Genomic DNA, 18,713 nt, shown 5'->3' with positions numbered 1-18,713 from the left:
TCAGCGGCCGGCGATCCTGGAGGCCGCCTCCGGGATCCCGGGCGCCGGATCGAGGACGTCCAGCGTGCCGTGCGCCCGCAACAGGCGCACGGTGCGCGGGGCGCACACCACGGCGAAGCCCGCCTCGTGCTCCCGCACCCGGCGGCGGAAACGCAGCACCAGGTTGAGTCCGGTGGAGTCGATGAAGGTCGTACGGCGCAGATCTACGACGTAGGCGGGCGCGCGCAGGGCGACGACCGAGTCCAGCCACTCGCGCAGCGGGGTCGCGGTCGCCAGATCGATGTCGCCGTGCAGGTCCACGACCAGCAGGCCGTCCCTGGCGCCCAGCAGGGCATGGCCGCCGGGCGCCGGCCAGGCCGCCGCGGTCACCGGCTCCAGGCTGTTCTCGTGCAAGGTCTTCCGTCCCCGTTCCGTGCCTCTCGCGCGCGGGCGCGCGATCCGGCGCGGGTCCGTACGGCGGCTTCGACATCCCCGCACCGTACGAGCCCGCGCCGGAACTCCCCCCGAGCGGCTCCCCCTTGAACCGTGGGTGCCTACTGTTCTACCTTCGCCACATGGTCGGGGCATCAACGCCCGCTCATCAGCGACACAACGAGCGGGCCGAGGTCGGGCCGGGTGATGCGGAATGCGTCCGCACCTGGCACTGATCGAGGACGAACCCGATTTCGCACTGATGTGCCGTTCCTACCTGGAGCACGAGGGATTCACCGTCACCTGGGCCATGGACGCCCGCGCCGGCAAGTCCGTCCTCCACGAGAGCCGCATCGATCTCGCCGTCCTCGACCTGGGACTCCCGGACGGCAGCGGCCTGGAACTCCTGCGCGCGCTCCGCTCCACCAGCCGCCTTCCGGTCATCGTGGTCACCGGCCGGGGCGCGGAGGCCGACCGGGTGGCGGGCCTGGAGATCGGCGCCGACGACTACCTCGTCAAGCCGTTCTCGCAGCGGGAGCTGGTGGCCCGCATCAGAGCGGTACTGCGCAGGTCGCAGCCACCGGAGACCCCGGCGGTGATCCAGGTCGGCTCACTGCGGATCGACACAGCGGCACGGCAGGCGTCGGCCGAAGGCGTCCTGCTCGTCCTCCGCCCCAAGGAGTACGCGCTTCTGGAGATGCTCGGTGAGGCGCCCGGCCGGGTCTTCTCCACCGAGCAGGTGCTGGAACAGATCTGGGGCGCGTCCTGGCAGCAGCCCGCGACCGTGATCGAGCACGTGTACCGCCTGCGCGGCAAGCTCGCGGCACTCCCCGTGCCGGCGCCCCGGATCACCACGGTCCGCGGCTACGGCTACCGCCTCGACCCCTGAGACCCCGAGACCGCTGACACCCCGAGACCTCTGAGAGCCGCCATGCCGCCCCTCGCCGCCCCGGACTTCCGGCTGCTCTTCGACTCCTCGCTGTCCCCGCTGCTGATCCTCAGCCCCGACTTCACCATCGTCGAGGTCAACCGCGCGTATCTCGCGGCCACCCGTACGGAACGCAGAATCGTCGGACAGCGGATCTTCGACGTCTTCCCCGACAACCCGGACGACCCCTCCGCCGACGGTGTCGCCAATCTGCGCCGCTCGCTGGAGTCGGTGGTGGCGACGGGCCGCAAGGACACGATGGCGCTCCAGCGCTACGACATCCCGACCGGCGAGGCGGGCGGTTTCGCCGAGCGGTACTGGAGTCCCGTCAACTCCCCCGTCCTGGACACCGATGGACGGGTCACGCACATCATCCACCGGGTGGAGGACGTCACGGACTTCGTGCATCTGCGCCGGGTCGGCCGGGAGCAGGAGCGGGCCGCGGCCGAGGCTCAGATGCGGGCCGAGGGCATGGAGATCGACCTGTTCGTCCGGGCCCGGGAGATCCGCGAGGTCAACGAGCAGCTGAGCCGAGCGAACGTCGAACTGAACGCGGCCGGACGGCAGTTGAGGGAGGAACAGCGGGCCAAGGACCGGTTCATCGCCACGCTCTCGCACGAACTGCGCAACCCGCTCGCCGCCGCCACCGCGGCCGTGGAACTGCTGGCGCTGGACCTGCCGGACACGTGCCGTCCCGCACTGGCCGTCCTGGAACGGCAGTTGGGCACGCTGGTCCGGATGAGCAACGATCTCCTGGACGGGACACGGGCGTTGACCGGCCGCCTTGAACTGGTGTCAGAGCGGGTCGACGTACGGTCCGTGGTCGAAGGCGCCTGCGCCGACATCAGGAGCCTGTTCGGACACGAGGAGCGCACCCTCCGACTGACCATGCCCGACACACCCGTTGCGGTCGACGGGGACCGGCTGCGGCTGGCGCAGGTGCTGACGAACCTGCTGTCCAACGCGCTCAAGTACTCCCCGCCCGGCGGCCGTACGGAGGTCCGGCTCACGGTCGAGGACGAGCGGGCCCGGCTGACCGTGCGGGACGACGGCATAGGCTTCCAACCCGCCCAGGCCGAGGAGCTGTTCGGGGTGTTCGTGCGGGCGGCCCCGGCCGGCCCCAACACACCAGAGGGGCTCGGTCTGGGACTCGCGGTCGCGCGGACGGTGGTGGAACTGCACGGCGGCCGGATCAGCGCGCACAGCGAAGGCCCCGGCAAGGGGGCGACGTTCACGGTCCTGTTGCCGCGGGCCGACGAGGCGGCTCCGGAACCGGTACGCCCGGCCGCACCACCCCGTGCCCGGCGCCAACTGGCCATCCTGATCGTGGAGGACAACACCGACCTGGCCACGACGTACCGCACCCTCCTGGAGCGCCAGGGCCACCATGTCACCGCCGTGCACACCAGCGCCGACGCGCTCACCGCGACCGAGGCCGACGTCTTCGACGTGGTGCTGTGCGACCTGGGCCTGCCCGACACCGACGGCTACACGGTGGCCCGTACGGTACGGGCCCGGCCGCACGGCGACCGGCCGCGGCTGATCGCGGTCTCCGGCTTCAGCCGGGGCACCGACCGCTCGCTGTCCCGGACGGCGGGCTTCGACGCGCACCTCGCCAAACCGCTCCCGCTGACCGATCTGCTCGACCTGCTGGAGCGCCTGGAGTAGCCGCGCGTCTTCCCCCTTCCGCCCGGCTGTGCTTGCCTGGGGAGCCGTTTGCCGCTGCCCGGGGCGGGAGTCGCCGTATGCGGAAGCCGTGGATCGTGGGTGTGCTGCTGACCGGAGTGCTGCTCGGCGCGTGCACGGACCCGGCGTCCGGACCCGAGGTCATGCCGCCGACCCCTTCCGTACCGGCCACCACACATCGACAGGTCCCCGTCGCCCCGGTGAAGTCGGCGCCCGGTGTGCTGTATCTCGGGGACTCGCTCGCGATGGAGAGCCAGAACGTGCTCGGGCGGGAACTGCGGAACACGTTGGACGCGACGTACACAAGCGCCCCCTACTCGGGAACCACGCCGTGCGACTACCTGGAGGGCGCGAAGACGGGTTCGCTGGTCCCGGACGCCGACAAGGCCGCCGCACTGGTGCGTTCGCTGCACCCGGACTACGTGGTGCTGCAGTTCTGGGGCAACGCGTGGGCCTACACACCCTGCATGGACGGAATCACCTACGCCGCCGACCGGGAGACGTACTTCGCCCGGTACAGGGCCGACGTCAGGAAGCTCACCGCACAGATCGCAGCGGCCGGGGGCGCCCAACGGCCCACGATCGTCTGGGTGTTGCAGGGCCCCGACCTGATCACCCCCGAACGCGTCCGGGCTGTGAACGCGCTCTACAAGGCGCAGGCCAGGTCCACGGGCGACACCGTCGCCGACGCCGGCAAGGCCGTGAGCCCCGCCGGAGCCCGCTACACCTGGACCCAGTACCTCCCGTGCACCGACTACGAGCGCGCCCACCCCGACTACTGCACCCAGCCGGGCAACGGCCGTACGGCCCTGCACCTCGACACGGACTACCTGCACTTCTGCCTGGCGCCGACCACCTCGACACCCAGGCCGTGCCCGGTGCCCTCGCCCGGCATCCTGCGCATGGCCCGGGAGATCACCCGTGTGATCGGCGCCCGAGCTCCGTCTCGATCAGCCGGTTGAGGTGACGGCGGGCGTCCTCGGTGCTCAACGGGGGTGCCTGGCGCAGCCGTTGCAGGGCGAGGCCGTCGGCGAGGGCGGCGAAGCGGACCGTGAAGCCGTCGAGGTCGTCGGAGTGGAACTCGGCGTCGGCGACGCCCCGTTCGGCCAGGGCGCGGATCTGCTGGTGCCAGCTCTCGTAGCGCCGGGCCTGACCACTGCTGAAGGCCTCGTCGGTGCCCTGTTCGCCCGCGTTCCAATAGTCGAACCACATCCGCCAGTGCCGGTCGGTGTCCTCGGTGAACAGCGCGTCGACCAGCAGCCGCAGCGCCTCGGCTCCGCTGGTCGCCTGCTCGGCGGCCTCGTTCAACTCGGCGTAGTAGCGCTCGATGTGCAGGACCATCGCCTCGGAGAGGATCTCCTGCACACTGCCGAAGTGGTACGTCACGGTACCGACGGAGACCCCGGCGGCGGCGGCCACGTCCCGCACGCCGACCGAGGCGTAACCGCGTTCCGCTATCAGCGGGACGGCCGCCTCGACGATCAGCCGGCGCCGCACCTCGGTGGGCTGCCGCGTGCGGTCGGCGGCGGCGACGGCCCGGCGGGGGGACTTGGCGGCCTGCTGGGGCTGCTTGGCGGCCGTCATCCCGACGTCCTCGGGGTGGTGCGGTGCCATGCGCGCTTGGCCACTGTCTCTCCGTTCGCCCGTGCTTCGACGCGACTGTCCATGACGAAGTCAGCCGCCGTGGCGCGCAGCTCCGTCCGCGCCATGATCTCAGCGTCGTAGTCGTCCCCGCGCCGCAACCGGATCCGCCACTCCGACACGGCGTGCGCGGACAGCGGGTCGTCACTCCGGATGCGGTACGTCTCCCGCGCGCTCTCCTCGTAGCGCAGCCCGTCCGGATAGGTCCGCGACCCTCCGTAGTTGGGGTCGACCTCCAGCGTCCACTCCCCCTTGGCCACATCGTGCGTGACCAGCCGCTCGGGCGTCGGCTCGGCTGGCCGGTCGTAGGTCACGTCGAGCGGGACCGCCTGTTCGGGCTCCTCGAAGCGGATCGGCGGCTCCGATCCCCTTTCCCGCACGGGCAGTTGTACGGCGCTCTCGGCCGGTACGACCCGCAGCTCGCCGCGCTCGCCGTGCGGCCAGACCCACGGCCAGTAGGTGTCGGAGACGGCGAGCCGGATCCGGTGGCCGGGCGGGATCGCGCAGCCGATGCCGGTCAGCTCGAACTCGACGTCCTCGTACGTCCCCGGTGTCCACTCGACGGACCGGTCCCGGCCGTGCCTGCTCAGCAGGTTGAGCACACCACGGGTGACGAGCGTGGACGAGCCGTCCGGGGCGACATCGCAGAGGCGGGCGACGACATGGGCGCGCGGGGTGGCGCTGTCGAGGCGGAGCCGGACGCGCGGCCGGCCGAGGATCTCGACGCGTTCGGTGAGCGGCTCGGAGTCGAAGCAGACCGATCGGCCGTCCTCCTCACGCTGGTCCAGCGGCAGGTCGCTCGCGTTGCCGAAGGGGAAGAAACGCCCGGCGTCGAGTCCGGTGTGCTGCGGCGAACGTACGAGAACGGGATCAGCGCCTGCACCGAGGGGCCGCGATTCCCAACTGACCTTCGGGCTCGGCCACTCGGCGTCACCCACCCAGCGGCCGGGCAGCACGTCGTACGATGTCGCCGGCGGGACCGGGTCGGTGATCCAGGCCCGGAGCAGGGGCTCCCCCATCGCCCCCGTGTCGATGCCCTTGAGGTGCTGGTCCCACCAGCGCAGGGTCTCCTGGAGGAAACCGATCGCGGGCCCCGGCGGCAGTCCCCGGTCGGGGTACTGGTGCGACCAGGGGCCGACGATCCCTCGGACGCGGTCGCCCGGAAGGTGTTCCACGAGCCGCAACACAGTGTCCCGGTACGGGTCGTTCCAGCCGCCGACCGCGAGGACGGCCGCGTCGATCGCGGTGTAGTCCTCGCAGACGCTGCCGTGCTTCCAGTAGTCGTCGCGCTGTTGATGGTCGAGCCAGGTGTGCAGGAAGGGTTCGAGGGCGTCGAGGCGTTCGCGCCACATCGGCAGCCACCGGTCCGCGCCGACACTCGAAGGGTCCGGCGGGCGGGCGGCGAAGGCGAGCATGGTCCCGGCCCAGGCGAGCATGTCGATGCCGAGGACGGCGCCGCCCATGTAGTGGACGTCGTTGTCGTAGCGGTCGTCGGTCGAGCAGACGGTGACGATCGCCTTCAGCGGCTCCGGTGCGAGAGCGGCGATCTGAAGGGCGTTGAAGCCGCCCCAGGAGATGCCGAACATGCCGACCTTGCCGGTACACCAGGGCTGTGCGGCAAGCCAGTTGACGACGTCGACACCGTCCGCGAGTTCCTGCGCGTCGTACTCGTCGCCGGGCAGGCCCTCGCTGTCACCGTGGCCCCGGATGTCCACCCGGACTGAGGCGTATCCGTGCCCCGCGTACCAGGGGTGGCGCTGGGCGTCCCGGGGCGCGGTCCAGTCGCTCTTGCGGTACGGGAGGTATTCGAGCAGCGCGGGTACCGGGTCGGCCTCGGCGTCATCGGGCCGCCAGATGCGGGCGTGCAGCCGGGTCCTTCCGTCCCGGGTGGGGATCCAGACCTCCTCGCGGACGACCCGGCGGTCGAACTGCTCGCGGTACCTCACGAAACTCCTTCCGCCACGGGGGCGTTGAGGGGGCGCCAGCGTCGGACGCGGTGGCCGTCGGGGCCGTGGTCGGTCCAGATGTCGTCGCCTTCCGCCGCGTCGGCCCAGTCGGCGGTGTCGTCGACGTAGGGCTGGGCGTCGGGGTCGGGTTCGAGGGCGGCGGCCATGAGTTGGCGGGTGTACGGGTGTTGGGGGTCGGCGAACACGATCTCCGTCGGGCCCTCCTCGACGACAACTCCGTGGCGCAGGACCACAACCCGGTCCGCGATGCCGCGTACAACAGCCAGGTCATGGCTGATGAACAGGCAGGCGAGGTCGCGTTCGCGCCGGAGGTCGTCGAGGAGGCGGAGTACGTCCGCCTGGACCGACACGTCCAGGGCGGTGGTGATCTCGTCGGCGATCAGGACGTCCGGCTCGCCCGCCAACGCCCGTGCGATACCGATGCGTTGGCGCTGACCGCCGGAGAGCTGTGCGGGGAGGCGATCGGCGAGGGCCGGGTCGAGCCGTACGTCGGAGATGAGTTGGCGGGCCCGCTCGGCCGCCTCCGTGCGGTCGGTCGCCGTGCCGAAGAAGCGCAGGGGGTGGCGGACCGCGTCGCCCACGGAGCGGCGGGGGTTGAGCGAGGTGTCCGCGTTCTGGAAGACGAGCTGGACCCGGCGGCGCAGGGAGAGGGGTCGCTGCTGCGCCGGGCGGGCCAGGTCGCCGTCCTCGTGGCGCATGGTGCCGCCGGACGGGGTGCGCAGTCCGGCCAGGGTCCACGCGAGGGTGGACTTGCCGCTGCCCGACTCGCCCACGAGGGCCAGGACTTCGCCGCGCCGGACGTCGAAGGAGACGCCGTGCACGGCACGGGTGCTGCCGTAGTCGATGGTGACGTCCTGCGCGGAGACGGCCACGGGAGCGTCGGCGGGCACCTCGGCCTTGGGCCTGACCTCACGTTCCCCCGCCTCGCCGACGACCGCGAGCCCGGCGTCGTCGAGGCGCGGCACGCTCGCCAACAGGCGCTTGGTGTACGGGTCTTGGGGCCGGGCGAACAGCTGCCTGGTGGGCGCCGATTCGACCACCTGGCCCGAGCGCAGGACGGTCACCTCGTCGGCCATGTGGGCGACGACTCCGAGGTCGTGGCTCACCAGCACGGCGGCCAGGCCGAGTTCGTCGCTCAGGGCGGCGATCAGGTCGAGGACGCTGCGCTGGGTGATGACGTCCAGGCCGGTGGTCGGCTCGTCGAGGACCAGGACCTTGGGGCGGGCCGCGATGGCCATGGCGATGGCGACGCGCTGCTGCTGGCCGCCGGAGAGTTCGTGCGGGTAGCGCCGGGCCAGGTCGGCGGGGTTCGGCAGCCGGACCTGTTCGAGGAGTTCCACGACGGGGACCTCGCCGCCGGCCTCCGCGATCTGGCGTCCGATGCGCATGGAGGGGGTGAGGGCGTGGCCGGCGTTCTGGCCGACCATCGCGACCGTGCCGCCACGCAGGCGCCGCAACTCCCTCGCGGGCAGGGCGAACACGTCGGCGCCGGCCACCAGCACCGATCCCCCGGTGATCCGTGAGCCGTGGCGCAGATGTCCGAGGAGGGTCGCGGCGACGGTCGACTTGCCGCTGCCCGACTCACCTACGAGCGCGTGGGTACGGCCCTCGGCGACATCGAGCGACACCTCGTGCACGACGGGCACGTCCCGGCCGCCCGAACGGTAGGCCACGGACAGGGAGTTGACGGAAACGATCGAGGTCATCAAAAGCCCTCCCTGATCCGGTCGACGCCCCACGCCTTGGACAGGCCGTCGGCCGCGAGGTTGAGCCCGACCACGAGGGTGGCCAGGGCGACGATGGGCGCGATACTCGCCATCGGGACGACGGTGATGGCGGTGCGGTTCTCGGCAACCATCAGCCCCCAGTCGGGAGTTGGCGGGTCGGCGCCGAAGCCGAGGAAGGACAGCGAGGAGATCAGCAGGACGACCCAGGAGGCCCGCATCGCGAACTCCACGCACACCACGTCCGTGATGTTCGGCAGGATCTCCCGACGCAGGATCGACCAGGTGCTCTCACCTCGGGCGCGGGCCGCGGTCACGTAGTCGGCAGGGACAACCGCGAGGGCGGCGCCGCGGACGACCCGGACGACCTGCGGGACGTAGACGATGGCGACGGCGAGGACGATGACCGCCGGGCCGGTGCCCAGGGCGGTCACGACGACGAGCAGGGCCAGGATCGACGGTACGGAGAGGACCGCGTCCAGGACCCGGCCCAGTACGTCGTCGAACCAGCCGCCGCGCAGTGCCGCCGCGCAGCCGATGACCGTGCCGAGGGCGACGGTCAGGAGGGTGGCGGCGACGGAGACACCGAGGGCGTACCGGCCGCCGTAGAGGACGCGGGCGAGGACGTCGCGGCCGTACTGGTCGGTGCCTGCCCAGTGGCTCCAACTGGAGCCGAGCAGGGCGTGGTTGGCGTCGTTGGCGATCGGGTCGTAGGAGGTGAGGAGCGGGGCCAGCAGGGCGATCAGGACGTGTACGGCGACGATCGCGAGGCCGACGAGCGCCGTGCGGGAGCTGGTCAGGGTGCGCCAGGCGCGGACGGTGCGGGCGCCGCGTACGGTGGTCGGCGGGACGGTGTCGAGCGTGGTCATCGGGTCCTCCCTCGGGTGCGGAGCCTGGGGTTGAGGGCCATGGTGGCCAGGTCGGCGGCGAGGTTGCAGACGACGTAGACGACCGCGCTGATCAGGGCGATGGCCTGGATGGTGGGCAGGTCGCGGTTCTGCACGGAGGAGAGCATCAGCTTGCCGATGCCCGGGTAGTTGAAGACGTTCTCGACGACCGCGACCCCGCCGACCAGCCAGGCGACGTTGAGCGCGATGACGTGCAGGGTGGGCAGCAGGGCGCTCGGGAGGGCGTGCCGGGTGACGACCCGCCAGGTGGAGAGGCCCTTGAGGCGGGCGGTGGTGACGTACTCGGTGGCCATCACGTCGATGACCGAGGTGCGGGCCATGCGGACGATGTAGGCCGCCATCACCACGGCGAGCGCGAGGGCGGGAAGCCATACGGCGGGCAGGAGTTGACCGACAGTGGCGTCGGGGCCGTAGAGGACGACCGCCGGGAACCACGGGAGGGCGACCGAGAAGCACAGGACGAGGACGGTCGCGACGACGAACTCGGGGACGCTCATGCCGACGAGGCTGACGGTCGAGATGAGGTGGTCGGGCCAGCGGTCGCGGTACAGGCCGGCGAGGATACCGAGGACGATCGAGCCGGTGACCGCGAAGAGGACCGTGACGAGGGCGATCAGTGCGGAGTTGCCGAGGTACATGGACACTTCGCCGCCAACTGCCTTGCCGGAGACAAGAGATCTGCCGAAGTCGCCGTGCAGGGCGCCTCCCACCCAGTCGACGTACCGCTCCCAGGCGGGCTTGTCGAGTTTCAGTTTCTCTCGCAGGGCGGCCACCGCGTCCGGGGTCGCGTCCTTGCCGAGGATCTGGGTGGCGACATCGCCGGGCAGTGCCTGGACGGCGAGGAAGACGAGGACGGAGGAGAGGAAGAGGGTGCCGACTGCCGCTGCGATACGGCGGGTTATGAAGGAGAGCATGGTCAGGCTCCCTTCAGGCCGATGCCCAGGTAGTCGAACTCGAAGCCGTGCTCGGCATATCCGCGTACCTTGCGGGAGATGCCGACGAGCCGGTCGGCGAACATCGGGGTCATCGCCCCGCCCTTCTCGATCACCAACGTCTGTGCCTCGCCGTACAGTTCGCGCCGCTTGGTGTCGTCGAGTTCGGCGCGGGCGCGGTCGAGGACCGCGTCGAAGTCCTTGTCGGACCAGGCGGTCTCGTTGTAGGAGGAGCCGCTGCGGAAGATCTGGGTGAAGAGCTGGTCGACGGGACGGCCCGTGAACCAGTAGGTCGCCATCAGCGGCTTCTTCATCCAGATCTGCGTGTAGTAGGAGTCCGCAGAGGCCGTCTTGACCTTGATGCGGATGCCGGCCCGCTTCGCCGAGTCCTGGTAGGCGAGCGCCATCGGTGTGAACAGCGGGTCGTAGGACGAGGTGTAGAGGTCCATCGCCAGGCCCTCGTGGCCCGCCTTCTTGAGCAGGTACTTGGCCTTTTCCGGGTCGTGCTTGGGGTGCGCGGAGATGTAGGCCGGGTCGCTGGGTGGCACCGGGTTGTCCCAGCCCGCCGTGCCCGCGCCCTGGAGGGCGACCTGCACGACGTGTTCGGGGTCGTAGGCGAGCTTCATGGCCTGGCGGACGCGGACGTCGGTGAAGGGCTTCTCGGTGGTGAGCATCGGGAGGACGTACCACTGGGCGTTCTTCACGCGGGCGATGGTGGCGCGGTCCGAGGCGGCGACCACGCGGGCGGTCGCGAAGTCGAGGTTGGTCTGGGAGAGCAGGTCAACCTGCCCTGCCAGCAGGGCGTTTGAGCGGGCCGACATGTCGGCGACCGAGTAGAAGGCGATCGCGTCGAGGACCGGGCGGCCCGCCCAGTGGTCCGTGTAGGCGGTGACGCGGCCGGGGCCCGCCGGTGCGAACGACTCCAGCTTGAAGGGACCGGTGCCGATGCCGGTGCGGCCGATGGACTTCGCGCTGCCGTCGGGGATGACGTAGCAGTTGTAGTGCGTCAGCAGGCTGGGGAACTCGGCGTTCGGGGTCTTGAGGGGGACGACGAGGGTGTGGGCGTCGGGTGTGCCCAGCTTCGCCGGGTCGATGAGCGGGGCGAGGACCGCGGCCTGCGGGGACGCCGTCGCCTTGTCGAGGATGTGGCGCAGGGTGTAGGCGGCGTCTGCGGAGGTGAAGGCGCGGCCGTCGTGGAAGGCGACGCCCTTGCGCAGGCGGAAGGTCCAGGTGCGGGCCTTGGCGTCGGGCTCCCAGGACTCGGCGAGGTCGGGGGCCGGCTCGCCGTTCGCGGCGACGCGGACGAGCCGGTTGTAGAGGGCGCCCAGGTATTCGTACGCGGACAGGGAGCTGGCGGGGTCGAGGGTCTCGGCGTCGGAGGCGGGCGGCCGGGCGATGCGCAGGGTGCCGCCGCGGTCGGGGGCACCCTTCGCGGCGGCGGCCGGCAGGACGGGGGCGGCCTCCGCCCCGGCACAGCCGGTCAGCAGCCAGGACCCGCCGAGTGCCGCCGCCGAGGCGAGGCCCGCAGTGAGCACCGACCGGCGGCCCGGGTGGTGGATGTCGGACATGTACCGACCGTCCTTGTCGCTATTCGTTCAGCTATTCGTTCAGCGGAACGATTGAGTGAAGTGCGTGAACGATAACGAGGGGATGGTTTTCCGCCAACCCTTTGGGCCCGAAAGTTAACGTCCGAAACGCACTGGTTACCGGGAGGCTTCGCGCAGGGCACGGCCTTGACCGGTGACGGGTCGGCTCAACCGGTGATCTCGCCGGCCCAGGGCAGCAGGGCCCGCTCCGCGAGGACGACGGCCTGGAAGAGCAGCCCGCTCATGGCGCTGAGCAGGGCCATCGCGGCGAACGCGAGCGGGGTGTCGGCGTTGCTGCCGGAGGCCACGATGACGTAGCCGAGGCCCTGGTCGCCGCCCGCGAACTCACCGACGACCGCGCCCACTACGGCCAGGGTGACGCCGAGGCGCAGGCCGATGAAGACCTGGGGCAGGGCCCAGGGGATGCGGAGCTTGCGGTAGGTCTGCCAGCGGGACGCAGTAAGGGAGTGGGCCGGCTCGGTCGGCTCCAGAGGGACGGACGTCAGTCCTGCCATGGTCGAGACGACCACGGGGAACCAGGCGAGCAGCGCCACCATGAACACCTTCGGGGCCGTGCCGAAGCCGAGCCACACCACGAGGAGCGGTGCCACCGCGATCTTCGGTACGGCGTTCACGGCGACCAGCAGCGGCAAGACCGCGCGTTCCACGCCCCGGGACGCGGTGAGCAGCACGGCGGTCACGTGTCCCGCGCCGACGGCCAGGCCGAAGCCGACGGCCGTCTCGGTGAACGTCTGCCAGGGCTGGCGGAGCAGATAGCCGGCCAGCCGGCCGAAGGCGTCCACGACGTCGGGGGGCGTGGGCAGCAGGAACGGCCGGATGCCGAAGACGACGGTCACCAGCCACCAGCCGGCGAGGGCGCACACGGCCGCGAGGACCGGCGGTCCGGCCGACAGGACGCGTTTCACGCCGGAGGCCCGCGCCGCCCGAACGCGTATCACGCCGAGGGCCTGCGGCCGATGGTCGAGTAGCTGAAGTGGCCGCGCACCAGCAGCCGGGGGTCGGCCACCAGCCGGTCCAGCTCGGCGAGTTGGGCCTCCGTCATGCCGGCCGCGAGGAAGTCCTCGCGGGCCTGCGCGATGTTCGCGGCGATCAGAGCCGACCCCCGACGACCCGGATGTGCAGGCGGTGCTGCACGGTCCGGTGGTGCTGGCCGGGGCGTTCGGTGACCGGGCCGACCCCTGGCTGTCACGCCTGGACGTCGACTCCGTACGGCAGTTGTCGTCGGATCCGCTGCGCTTCACCGCCCGCGCGGACGACACGGACGTGACCCTGCTGCCGATCGCCCGCGTCCACCACCAGCACTACTCGGTGTACTGGCTGACCGGCGAACCCCCGCCCCCTCCGCCTGAGTTTGCCGCCTGGCACCGCTTCGACGAGACCTCGGGCACGACGGCGGCCGACGCGACGGGCAACGGCCGTACGGCCCAACTGGTCGGCGGAGCAGCGTGGTTGGCGGACGGACGGCTCGGTGGAGCGGTCACCCTCGACGGGGTCGACGGTCATGTCGCCCTCGCCGAGGACCTGTTGGCGGGTGCGTCGGCGTACTCGCTCGCCACCTGGGTCCGGCTGGACGGCCGGCCCGGCAGCTGGAGCCGGATCTTCGACCTCGGTACCGGCGTCACCGCCAACATGTTCCTGACCCCGCTGAGCGGTGACGGCACCCTGCGGTACGCGATCACCGCGGGCGGGGCGGGCGCCGAGCAGCGCATCGACGCCGAGCCGCTGCCCACCGACCGCTGGGTGCATGTGGCCGTGGCCTACGGCGACGGGACCGCCGTCCTGTACGTGGACGGCGCGGAAGCGGCCCGGAACACCACAGTCACCGTGGAGGCGCGCCGCTTCGGCAACCACGTCCGGGTCGGCTACGTCGGCCGGTCGCAGTACGCCGACCCGTACCTGAAAGGCGCGGTCGACGACTTCCGGGTCTACGGCAGGGCGCTGAGGGCCGCCGAGGTGGCGACGCCGGCGCGACCGACGTAGCCGGTCACTCCCCCGCGAAGGCCTTCTCCAGAGCGGCGAGGTCGAACTTGCCCATCGCCATGAAGGACTCCGTCGCCCGGGCGACCTTCGCGGGGTCCGGGTCGGTGATCATGTCGATCAGCCGGGTGGGGACGACCTGCCAGGACAGGCCGAACTTGTCCTTGAGCCAGCCGCAGGGGCCGGGCTCGCCGCCGCCTTCGGTGAGCTTGGCCCAGTAGTAGTCGATGTCCTCCTGGTTCTCGCAGGGGATCTGGAAGGAGACCGCCTCGGTGAACTTGAACATCGGGCCGCCGTTCAGCGCGACGAACTTCTGCCCGAAGGCCGTGAACTCGACGGTGAGCACCGAGCCCGCAGGCTGCGGGGCGCCCTCGCCGTAGTGGCTGACGCGACCGATGCTGGAGTTCTTGAAGATCGACACGTACAGGTGGGCGGCTTCCTCGGCCTGGCCGTCGAACCAGAGACACGTGGTGAATCCGTCGGTGGTCATGCGTTCCTCCATGGGCTCCTGGGGCGTCGAACACGGTCATCTGTATCGACTGGCGCCCCCCGCGAAACTCATCGGTCGGGGCGCCGGACAATTCAGGTGGCCGATCCGCCGCCCGGAACTAGTCTCGGACTCCATGACGTCCTCGCAGGCAGACAGCATCAACCCGTTCCGCATCGACATCCCGCAGGCCGACCTCGACGACCTGCACGCCCGCCTCGACCGCACGCGCTGGCCCGACGAGCTGCCCGGCATGGGCTGGGCGTACGGCGTGCCGGCGGACTATCTGCGGGAGCTGGTGCGGTACTGGCGGCACGAGTACGACTGGCGGGCGGCCGAGGCCGAGCTGAACGCCTGGCCGCAGTTCACGACCACCATCGACGGGTCGAACGTGCACTTCGCGCACATCCGCTCCCCGGAACCGGACGCCACCCCGCTGATCATCACGCACGGCTGGCCGGGCTCGATCGTCGAATTCGTCGACATCGTGGCCCTGCTGACCGATCCGGCGGCCCACGGCGGCGACCCGGCCGACGCCTTCCACGTCGTCGTGCCCGGCATCCCGGGCTTCGGCCTCTCCGGACCCTCGGCCGACACGGGCTGGGAGGCGGGCCGCATCGCCGCCGCCTGGGCCGAACTCATGCACCGCCTCGGCTACGAGCGGTTCGGCGCGCAGGGCGGCGACTGGGGCGCGGCGATCTCCCGCGAGCTCGGCCGCGCCCACCCCGACCGGGTCATCGGCGTCCATCTCAACCTGTTGCCGGGCGCGCAGGCCCTCACCGAGCCCACCCCCGAGGAGCTGGCCGCACTCGGCCCCGAGCAGCGGGCGGACGCCCTGGAGTCCTGGCGCCGCTGGACCGCGTGGTCACGCGAGGGCACCGGGTACGCCGTCCTCCACTCCACCCGCCCGCAGACCCTGGCGTACGCCCTCACCGACTCACCGGTCGGCCAACTCGCCTGGATCGTCGAGAAGTTCAGGGAGTGGACCGACTCGGAGGAACTGCCCGAGGAGGCCGTGGACCGGGACCGGCTGCTCACCGACGTGATGCTGTACTGGCTGACGGGGACCGCCGGTTCGGCCGCCCGGATCTACTACGAGCGGGCCCACGCCACCGGTGCCAGGGCCGCCGCGCCCACCCTCCCGTCCACCACCCCCACCGCGCTCGCCGTCTTCCCCGCCGAGCTCCAGATCCCGCTCCGCCACAAGGCCGAGCGCACCGAGAACATCGTCCGCTGGACCAAGCTCGACCGGGGCGGCCACTTCGCCGCCATGGAGGAGCCGGACCTGCTGGCCGAGGACGTACGGGCCTTCTTCCGGCAGCTGCGCGAGAAGGGCTCTGAGTGACCGCTCTGCCCACGGCGAATCTGCTACGAGCCTAGAAACCCGCAGTTCGGACGCCTACCGGCCGACAGTGGAGACACCACAGAGCCTCGACAAGGAGTGCCGATGTCTTCACTCACGGCCGGCTTCGCGCCGGCCCTCATGCCGCGCGCCGAGGAGGGCGACACCCCGCCCTCCCGCTTCGACGACCACCTGGCCGCGCAGCTCCTCGCCCAGCGGATCGTCCTCCTCGGCACCCAGGTCGACGAGGTCTCCGCGAACCGGATCTGCGCCCAGCTCCTGATCCTGTCCGCGGAGGACCCGCGCACGGACATCAGCCTGTACGTCAACAGCCCCGGCGGCTCGGTGACGGCGGGCCTCGCGATCTACGACACGATGCAGCTGATCCCGAACGACGTCTCGACGCTCGCGATGGGCTTCGCGGCGAGCATGGGCCAGTTCCTGCTGACCGTCGGCACACCCGGAAAGCGCTACGCCCTCCCCCACGCGCGGGTCATGATGCACCAGCCCTCGGCGGGCATCGGCGGCACCACCGCCGACATCGAGATCCAGGCGGAGAACCTGGAGCACACGAAGCGGACCATCGAACGCCTCACCGCCGAGCACACCGGCCAGAGCGAGGAGACCATCTCCCGCGACGGCGACCGAGACCGCTGGTTCACGGCCGAACAGGCCAAGGAGTACGGCATGGTGGACCGGGTCGTCGCCTCCCTGGCCGACGTCCGCCCGGCCGCCTCCAAGCGACGGATGGGGCTCTGACATGGGGACGTACACGATTCCGAACGTCGTCGAGCGGACCCCGCAGGGCGAGCGGTCCTACGACGTGTTCAGCCGGCTGCTGTCCGAGCGGATCATCTTCCTCGGCACCGAGATCGACGACGGGGTCGCCAATGTCGTCATCGCGCAACTCCTCCATCTGGAGTCGTCGTCCCCGGAGAGCGAGATCGCGATCTACATCAACTCCCCCGGCGGCTCGTTCACTTCGCTCATGGCGATCTACGACACCATGACGTACGTGCAGGCTCCGATCTCGACGTTCTGTGTCGGTCAGGCGGCTTCGACAGCGGCCGTACTGCTCGCGGGCGGCGACCCGGGACGGCGGTTCGTGCTGGAGCACGCGCGCGTGCTGCTCGGCCAGCCGGCCAGCGGCGGGCAGCGCGGCATGGTCTCCGATCTCGCGCTCCAGGCCAAGGAGATGGTGCGGATCCGCTCCCAGGTCGAGGAGGTGCTGTCGCGGCACACGCACCACGACATCGCGACGCTGCGCGCCGACATGGACCGCGACAAGGTGTTCACCGCGCCGGAGGCCGTGGCGTACGGCCTCGCCGACGAGGTGGTCAGCCGACGCCTCGTCGCGGTCTGACGGACACCGTCAGGCGGCCACCAGGCACAGCCCGTTGTACGGCGAACTCACCCTGCCCTGACGCCTGTTCCGGTGTTCGGTGAACTCGTTCTGCGTCAGCGACAGCAGGTCGCCGAGGTCGAGACCGAGGGCGTGGGCGGCGGCTGCGAGGACCTCCGAGGAGGCCTCCTTGCGGCCCCGCTCCACCTCCGAGAGATACGGCATGGAGATCCGGGCGGCGTCGGCCACATCCTTCAACGTGCGTTCCTGGGCGAGGCGTTCACGTCGTAGGACGTCACCGACCAGGTCGCGCCACAGGGGTTCCTTGGGCGCGGGAACCGTGGGCTCCGGCAGGTGGGGGGCCGGCTCGTGCGGGCGCAGGGGGATCACGCGGGCTTGGTTCGGCGCTTGGTTGGTCACCCCCTCAGACTAAAAGCGCTGGACGCCAGGGCAAGGGATCAGCATTCTGCCCTGGGTGGAATCGCCGATCCGAAGGGTGCGGGAACAGTGCTGCGCGACACGTTCGACGGTGCGGCCGAGCGGTACGACCGGGCCCGGCCCCGCTATCCGCGCCCCCTCGTGGCGGAACTGGCCCGGTTGGCGGACCTCGGCCCGGACAGCCGGGTGCTGGAGATCGCCCCGGGGACCGGTCAACTCACCGTCCCGCTGGCCGGGTTCGGCTGCCGGCTGACCGCCGTGGAACTGGGACCGTCCCTGGCGGCGGTGGCCCGGCGCAACCTGAGCGCGTTCCCCCGGGTGGACGTGCGGGTGGCGGACTTCGAGCGGTGGGAACTACCGGACGAGCCTTTCGACCTGGTGGCGGTCGCGACGGCTTTCCACTGGTTCGATCCCGTGATGTTCCTGGCGAAGGCGGCGTCCGCGCTGCGCCCCGGCGGGCAGCTCGCCGTCGTCACAACGCACCATGTGGCGGGCGGCACCCAGGAGTTCTTCGACCGGATGCAGCGCTGCTACGAACGCTGGGACCCGGCTACCCAGCCCGGCTTCCGGAGTCCCACCGAGGACGAATCGGCCACGGACACCCGGGAGTTCGAGCGCTCCGAGCACTTCGAGAACGTCACGGTGTGGCGCGGTGCGCAGGAGGTCACCTACACGACCGACGAGTACCTCGACGTCGTGCTCACCTACTCGGGCCATCTCGCCCTGGACGAGCCCTCGCGCCAGGGTCTCCTGGCCTGCCTCCGGGAACTGCTGGAGACACGGCACGGCGGCCGGGTCACCAAGCGGTACCTCCACGAACTGATCACGGCCACTCGGACCGCGACCTAGCCGCTCAGCTCCACCACCGCACGCACCTGCTTGCCGACCGGTACCCGTTCGACGGTCACCCGGGCGGCCAGGGCGTGCACGATCTCCAGGCCGTGGCGGCCGATCCGCTCGGGGTCTCGGGCGAAGAGCCGGGGCAGGGCGACGCTGCTGTCGCAGACGGACACCGTCACCGACGCGTCCGTACCCTCCAGTTCCAGGATGTACGGGCCGTTGCTGTGCCGGTCCGCGTTGGTGACCAACTCGCTCACCACCAGCAGCAGTTCGCCCTCGGACCGGTCGTCGATCAAGGCGCACCACTCGGTTCTGAGCCGCTCGAGGAACTGGTGGGTGAAGTGCCGGGCATCGGAGATGCAGCCCGGTTCCCCGGTGTAGTGCGCCGCCCGCCTCAGCGGTTCCACGGGCACGTCGAAACGAGTCGGTATCACTACCCCGTCCCGGTGGTCGATCATGCGTGTCTCTCTCGAAGGCGGGCGC

The 18,713-nt window shown here is 71.0% G+C and carries 19 protein-coding genes; 8 read left to right on the top strand and 11 right to left on the bottom strand.

Annotation, left to right across the window (positions count from 1 at the left end):
- Window positions 1-393, bottom strand: coding sequence for an STAS domain-containing protein (locus ACFXC1_RS06845; protein ID WP_381239814.1), 393 nt, complete (start codon window positions 391-393; stop codon window positions 1-3).
- Between the two features lie 232 nt (window positions 394-625).
- On the opposite strand from ACFXC1_RS06845, the gene ACFXC1_RS06840 reads away from it, so the two are divergent.
- From ACFXC1_RS06840 to ACFXC1_RS06830, 3 genes are all read left to right on the top strand, one after another.
- Window positions 626-1,300: a response regulator transcription factor gene (locus ACFXC1_RS06840; protein ID WP_381239812.1), complete on the top strand. Its 675-nt coding sequence runs from the start codon at window positions 626-628 to the stop codon at window positions 1,298-1,300.
- A gap of 42 nt (window positions 1,301-1,342) precedes the next feature.
- Window positions 1,343-3,007, top strand: a complete 1,665-nt coding sequence (locus tag ACFXC1_RS06835; protein WP_381239810.1) for a hybrid sensor histidine kinase/response regulator — start codon at window positions 1,343-1,345, stop codon at window positions 3,005-3,007.
- Window positions 3,008-3,084: 77 nt separating this feature from the next.
- The gene (locus ACFXC1_RS06830; protein WP_381239809.1) at window positions 3,085-3,987 is read left to right on the top strand and encodes an SGNH/GDSL hydrolase family protein; all 903 of its coding nucleotides are present in this window, start codon (window positions 3,085-3,087) and stop codon (window positions 3,985-3,987) included.
- On the opposite strand, the gene ACFXC1_RS06825 is transcribed toward ACFXC1_RS06830, so the two are convergent.
- The 7 genes from ACFXC1_RS06825 to ACFXC1_RS06795 all read right to left on the bottom strand — a co-directional run bounded on the left by ACFXC1_RS06825 (window position 3,941) and on the right by ACFXC1_RS06795 (window position 12,709).
- Window positions 3,941-4,639 carry a TetR/AcrR family transcriptional regulator gene (locus ACFXC1_RS06825; protein ID WP_381239807.1) on the bottom strand — a complete coding sequence of 233 codons (699 nt, stop codon included), beginning with the start codon at window positions 4,637-4,639 and terminating at the stop codon, window positions 3,941-3,943. The genes ACFXC1_RS06830 and ACFXC1_RS06825 overlap by 47 nt on opposite strands.
- Window positions 4,606-6,612: a CocE/NonD family hydrolase gene (locus ACFXC1_RS06820; protein ID WP_381239805.1), complete on the bottom strand. Its 2,007-nt coding sequence runs from the start codon at window positions 6,610-6,612 to the stop codon at window positions 4,606-4,608. Before ACFXC1_RS06820 ends, ACFXC1_RS06825 begins: the two co-directional genes overlap by 34 nt.
- A complete protein-coding gene (locus ACFXC1_RS06815; protein ID WP_381239802.1) occupies window positions 6,609-8,339 on the bottom strand; it encodes a dipeptide ABC transporter ATP-binding protein in 1,731 nt (576 codons plus the stop codon). The genes ACFXC1_RS06820 and ACFXC1_RS06815 overlap by 4 nt, the downstream gene beginning before the upstream one ends.
- The gene (locus ACFXC1_RS06810) at window positions 8,339-9,226 is read right to left on the bottom strand and encodes an ABC transporter permease (RefSeq protein ID WP_381239800.1); all 888 of its coding nucleotides are present in this window, start codon (window positions 9,224-9,226) and stop codon (window positions 8,339-8,341) included. Before ACFXC1_RS06810 ends, ACFXC1_RS06815 begins: the two co-directional genes overlap by 1 nt.
- Window positions 9,223-10,179 carry an ABC transporter permease gene (locus ACFXC1_RS06805; protein ID WP_381239798.1) on the bottom strand — a complete coding sequence of 319 codons (957 nt, stop codon included), beginning with the start codon at window positions 10,177-10,179 and terminating at the stop codon, window positions 9,223-9,225. Before ACFXC1_RS06805 ends, ACFXC1_RS06810 begins: the two co-directional genes overlap by 4 nt.
- A 2-nt stretch (window positions 10,180-10,181) precedes the next feature.
- Window positions 10,182-11,765, bottom strand: coding sequence for an ABC transporter substrate-binding protein (locus ACFXC1_RS06800; protein ID WP_381239796.1), 1,584 nt, complete (start codon window positions 11,763-11,765; stop codon window positions 10,182-10,184).
- 185 nt (window positions 11,766-11,950) lie between these two features.
- A complete protein-coding gene (locus tag ACFXC1_RS06795) occupies window positions 11,951-12,709 on the bottom strand; it encodes an ABC transporter permease (protein WP_381239794.1) in 759 nt (252 codons plus the stop codon).
- Between the two features lie 220 nt (window positions 12,710-12,929).
- Here ACFXC1_RS06795 and ACFXC1_RS06790 point away from each other — a divergent pair, with 220 nt between their 5' ends.
- Entirely contained in the window at window positions 12,930-13,784 is an 855-nt protein-coding gene (locus ACFXC1_RS06790) for a LamG-like jellyroll fold domain-containing protein (RefSeq protein WP_381239791.1), read from the top strand.
- A gap of 4 nt (window positions 13,785-13,788) precedes the next feature.
- Here the strand turns inward: ACFXC1_RS06790 and ACFXC1_RS06785 are convergent, their stop codons facing one another.
- Window positions 13,789-14,271 (bottom strand): VOC family protein, encoded by a 483-nt coding sequence (locus tag ACFXC1_RS06785; protein ID WP_381239788.1) that lies wholly within the window; start codon window positions 14,269-14,271, stop codon window positions 13,789-13,791.
- Window positions 14,272-14,404: 133 nt separating this feature from the next.
- Here ACFXC1_RS06785 and ACFXC1_RS06780 point away from each other — a divergent pair, with 133 nt between their 5' ends.
- The 3 genes from ACFXC1_RS06780 (at window position 14,405) to ACFXC1_RS06770 (ending at window position 16,973) form a co-directional block, all read left to right on the top strand.
- On the top strand, window positions 14,405-15,613 hold the full coding sequence (locus ACFXC1_RS06780; RefSeq protein WP_381239785.1) for an epoxide hydrolase family protein: 1,209 nt from the start codon (window positions 14,405-14,407) through the stop codon (window positions 15,611-15,613).
- Between the two features lie 102 nt (window positions 15,614-15,715).
- On the top strand, window positions 15,716-16,369 hold the full coding sequence (locus ACFXC1_RS06775; RefSeq protein WP_381239782.1) for an ATP-dependent Clp protease proteolytic subunit: 654 nt from the start codon (window positions 15,716-15,718) through the stop codon (window positions 16,367-16,369).
- Window position 16,370: 1 nt separating this feature from the next.
- Window positions 16,371-16,973: a ClpP family protease gene (locus ACFXC1_RS06770; RefSeq protein ID WP_093630931.1), complete on the top strand. Its 603-nt coding sequence runs from the start codon at window positions 16,371-16,373 to the stop codon at window positions 16,971-16,973.
- A gap of 9 nt (window positions 16,974-16,982) precedes the next feature.
- Here ACFXC1_RS06770 and ACFXC1_RS06765 read toward each other — a convergent pair whose 3' ends face one another.
- Window positions 16,983-17,372 (bottom strand): helix-turn-helix domain-containing protein, encoded by a 390-nt coding sequence (locus tag ACFXC1_RS06765; RefSeq protein WP_381239780.1) that lies wholly within the window; start codon window positions 17,370-17,372, stop codon window positions 16,983-16,985.
- Window positions 17,373-17,459: 87 nt separating this feature from the next.
- On the opposite strand from ACFXC1_RS06765, the gene ACFXC1_RS06760 reads away from it, so the two are divergent.
- Window positions 17,460-18,239, top strand: a complete 780-nt coding sequence (locus ACFXC1_RS06760; protein ID WP_381239778.1) for a class I SAM-dependent methyltransferase — start codon at window positions 17,460-17,462, stop codon at window positions 18,237-18,239.
- On the opposite strand, the gene ACFXC1_RS06755 is transcribed toward ACFXC1_RS06760, so the two are convergent.
- Complete coding sequence (locus tag ACFXC1_RS06755) at window positions 18,236-18,688, bottom strand: ATP-binding protein (RefSeq protein WP_381239776.1); 453 nt, start codon at window positions 18,686-18,688, stop codon at window positions 18,236-18,238. The genes ACFXC1_RS06760 and ACFXC1_RS06755 overlap by 4 nt on opposite strands.
- Between the last annotated feature and the right edge of the window lie 25 nt (window positions 18,689-18,713).

Source organism: Streptomyces hokutonensis, from assembly GCF_042751305.1.
Classification (GTDB): Bacteria; Actinomycetota; Actinomycetes; order Streptomycetales; family Streptomycetaceae; genus Streptomyces; species Streptomyces hokutonensis_A.
The sequence above is the reverse complement of the archived record's forward strand: the minus strand, read 5'-3'. Positions and strand labels throughout refer to the sequence as shown.

What these genes read in the sequence shown, in the direction of transcription:
- ACFXC1_RS06840 (WP_381239812.1), top strand. Translation starts at nt 626, where the DNA reads ATGCGTCCGCACCTGGCACTGATCGAGGACGAACCCGATTTCGCACTG.
- ACFXC1_RS06835 (WP_381239810.1), top strand. Translation starts at nt 1,343, where the DNA reads ATGCCGCCCCTCGCCGCCCCGGACTTCCGGCTGCTCTTCGACTCCTCG.
- ACFXC1_RS06830 (WP_381239809.1), top strand. Translation starts at nt 3,085, where the DNA reads ATGCGGAAGCCGTGGATCGTGGGTGTGCTGCTGACCGGAGTGCTGCTC.
- ACFXC1_RS06825 (WP_381239807.1), bottom strand. Translation starts at nt 4,639, where the DNA reads ATGGCACCGCACCACCCCGAGGACGTCGGGATGACGGCCGCCAAGCAG.
- ACFXC1_RS06815 (WP_381239802.1), bottom strand. Translation starts at nt 8,339, where the DNA reads ATGACCTCGATCGTTTCCGTCAACTCCCTGTCCGTGGCCTACCGTTCG.
- ACFXC1_RS06810 (WP_381239800.1), bottom strand. Translation starts at nt 9,226, where the DNA reads ATGACCACGCTCGACACCGTCCCGCCGACCACCGTACGCGGCGCCCGC.
- ACFXC1_RS06805 (WP_381239798.1), bottom strand. Translation starts at nt 10,179, where the DNA reads ATGCTCTCCTTCATAACCCGCCGTATCGCAGCGGCAGTCGGCACCCTC.
- ACFXC1_RS06800 (WP_381239796.1), bottom strand. Translation starts at nt 11,765, where the DNA reads ATGTCCGACATCCACCACCCGGGCCGCCGGTCGGTGCTCACTGCGGGC.
- ACFXC1_RS06785 (WP_381239788.1), bottom strand. Translation starts at nt 14,271, where the DNA reads ATGACCACCGACGGATTCACCACGTGTCTCTGGTTCGACGGCCAGGCC.
- ACFXC1_RS06780 (WP_381239785.1), top strand. Translation starts at nt 14,405, where the DNA reads ATGACGTCCTCGCAGGCAGACAGCATCAACCCGTTCCGCATCGACATC.
- ACFXC1_RS06775 (WP_381239782.1), top strand. Translation starts at nt 15,716, where the DNA reads ATGTCTTCACTCACGGCCGGCTTCGCGCCGGCCCTCATGCCGCGCGCC.
- ACFXC1_RS06770 (WP_093630931.1), top strand. Translation starts at nt 16,371, where the DNA reads ATGGGGACGTACACGATTCCGAACGTCGTCGAGCGGACCCCGCAGGGC.
- ACFXC1_RS06755 (WP_381239776.1), bottom strand. Translation starts at nt 18,688, where the DNA reads ATGATCGACCACCGGGACGGGGTAGTGATACCGACTCGTTTCGACGTG.